The organism is Acinetobacter sp. 228 (assembly GCF_048147885.1).
In genome coordinates, this window is record NZ_JAYWYV010000061.1 from 1 (window position 1) to 2,365 (window position 2,365).

The following is a 2,365-nucleotide window of genomic DNA, read 5'->3' on the forward strand; positions in this document are numbered from 1 at the left end:
CAACATGTTTAAACGGTTTTGTTCAAGACCAAGTGCAACACGTCTTGGTTGTCCTTGAGCATCATCGACTAAAGCCTGAACTTCAACTAAAAGTGGGCGAGTGCCTTCACGGCTAATCATGACAATTGAACCTGGAATGGCTTCATCATAACGACTTAAAAAGATAGCAGAAGGGTTAGCCACTTCACGTAAGCCTTTATCGGTCATGCCAAATACGCCAAGCTCATTGACTGCACCAAAACGGTTTTTCACTGCACGAATCATTCGATAACGTGAGTCTGATTGGCCTTCAAAGTAAAGTACGCAGTCCACCATGTGTTCTAAAACACGAGGACCTGCCAATGCACCTTCTTTGGTCACGTGACCAACAATAAATAGCGCTGTGCCACTATTTTTCGCATAACGGGTTAATAACGCAGCAGATTCACGAATTTGTGAAACCCCACCCGGCGCAGATTGAAGCGTTTCTGTGTAAAGCGTTTGGATAGAGTCCAAAATTGCGACAACAGGACGTTCTTGTTCTAAAACTTCACAAATGCGTTCGACACAAGTTTCAGCCATGACTTTTAACTGGTCTGTTGGTAGGTCAAGGCGTTGGGCACGTAAGGCAACCTGTGACAGTGATTCCTCACCCGTAATATAAAGCGCAGAACTTTTTGCACTTGCCATGTGAGTTGCTGTTTGTAAAAGAATGGTCGATTTACCAATACCCGGGTCACCACCAATGAGTACTACAGAACCTGTCACCAAACCACCGCCAAGCACTCGGTCAAATTCGCTAATGCCTGTTGGTAAACGGGTTTCATGAGAAACAGAGACCTTATTAAGCGTTGTAATATTGGCGACTTGACCCGCATAACCCCCAACTTTAGGACGTGCACGATGAGCAGTAGTGGGTTCTAGTTTGACTTCATTAAGACAATTCCATTCACCACACTCTGAACATTGACCTGCCCATTTTAGATGATCGGCACCACATTGCTCGCAACGGTAAACGGTTTTGACTTTGCTCATATTCGACTTCAGTGAGATAACTTCATAATCATTAAAAGCAGAGTATAGCAAAAAGCCCAATAGAGAACTTAATCGATATGGAATACATTTTGCTTAAGCTTCGGTGAGCAAAATTAAAGAGTAAATGTCATGTTTTAAAAATAGAGAGATAACGTAGTAGTCAGTCAAATTTCGAGAAAGTATTAGAAGCTCGAGAGGGAATTGGTAGTTAAAAAGTTGATCAATTGATATGGCTTTTTAATTTAAAAATCAAAGTGGTTCAAGTCTTAATTTTAGACTGAAAAGTGCGTTGTATTGCTAGGTTCTTGTGCGTATTATCGGATTTAATTGTATGTATCTTGAAATTATCAGCAATACAGACAAAAATTGGTTAGCTGAAAAGTTGTCAAAAAATATACATTTAAAAGATACCTGCAAATGGTGCGATATCGTCTTTTTGATTTGATTTTAGCTAACGGACTAAAAAAATTACTGGAGTGTATTCATAAAATGTCGAATCAAAATCTGAGCGACCCTCATGAACAAGGTGAGCTCCATCGTAGTCTCTCTAATCGGCATTTACAGCTGATCGCGATTGGTGGTGCCATCGGTACCGGATTATTTATGGGTTCAGGTAAAACAATTAGTCTTGCCGGACCTTCTATCTTATTTATTTATATGATTATTGGTTTGATGGTGTTTTTTGTCATGCGTGCGCTTGGCGACCTTCTTCTGTCAAATTTAACCTATAAATCATTTATTGATTTTTCTACCGATTTAATTGGCCCATGGGCTGGTTACTTCGTGGGTTGGACCTACTGGTTGTGTTGGATCACGATTGGTATCGCCGATCTGTCTGCAATTATTTATTACTTACAGTTCTTCAATAATGGCTTACCTTTCTCGCCTGTTGAAGGCGCAATGATTAGTGTTGCCGCGATTGTGTTCATTATGGGGTTGAACTTATTAACAGTTCGATTGTTTGGTGAATTAGAGTTCTGGTTTGCACTTATTAAAATCCTTGCGATTATTATTTTAATTGCAGTGGGTCTGTGGATGATCTTTACAGGCTTTACGTCTACTACAGGTGAAGTCGCTTCATTTACTCATCTTTGGGCAAATGGCGGTTTCTTCCCAACAGGTGTGCATGTCTTCTTGGCTGGTTTCCAGATTGCAATTTTTGCTTTCGTGGGTGTCGAGCTTGTAGGAACAACAGCTGCGGAAACTAAAGACCCTGAGCGTAATTTGCCTAAAGCGATTAACTCAATTCCAATCCGTATCATTATTTTCTATGTATTGGCGCTACTCATTGTAATGTCAGTAACACCATGGAACAGAATTGATCCGGCGATCAGTCCATTTGTAAACCTGT

Annotated in this window: 2 protein-coding genes; one reads left to right on the forward strand and one right to left on the reverse strand. The window is 40.6% G+C overall.

The window, feature by feature from the left end:
- Nucleotides 1-1,014, reverse strand: a 1,014-nt coding sequence (gene radA, locus VXQ92_RS15760; RefSeq protein WP_416682439.1) for a DNA repair protein RadA, incomplete at its 3' end; no start/stop codon positions are given.
- Nucleotides 1,015-1,503: 489 nt separating this feature from the next.
- On the opposite strand from radA, the gene VXQ92_RS15765 reads away from it, so the two are divergent.
- Nucleotides 1,504-2,365: amino acid permease (locus VXQ92_RS15765; RefSeq protein ID WP_416682441.1), on the forward strand; the 862-nt coding region annotated here is incomplete at its 3' end.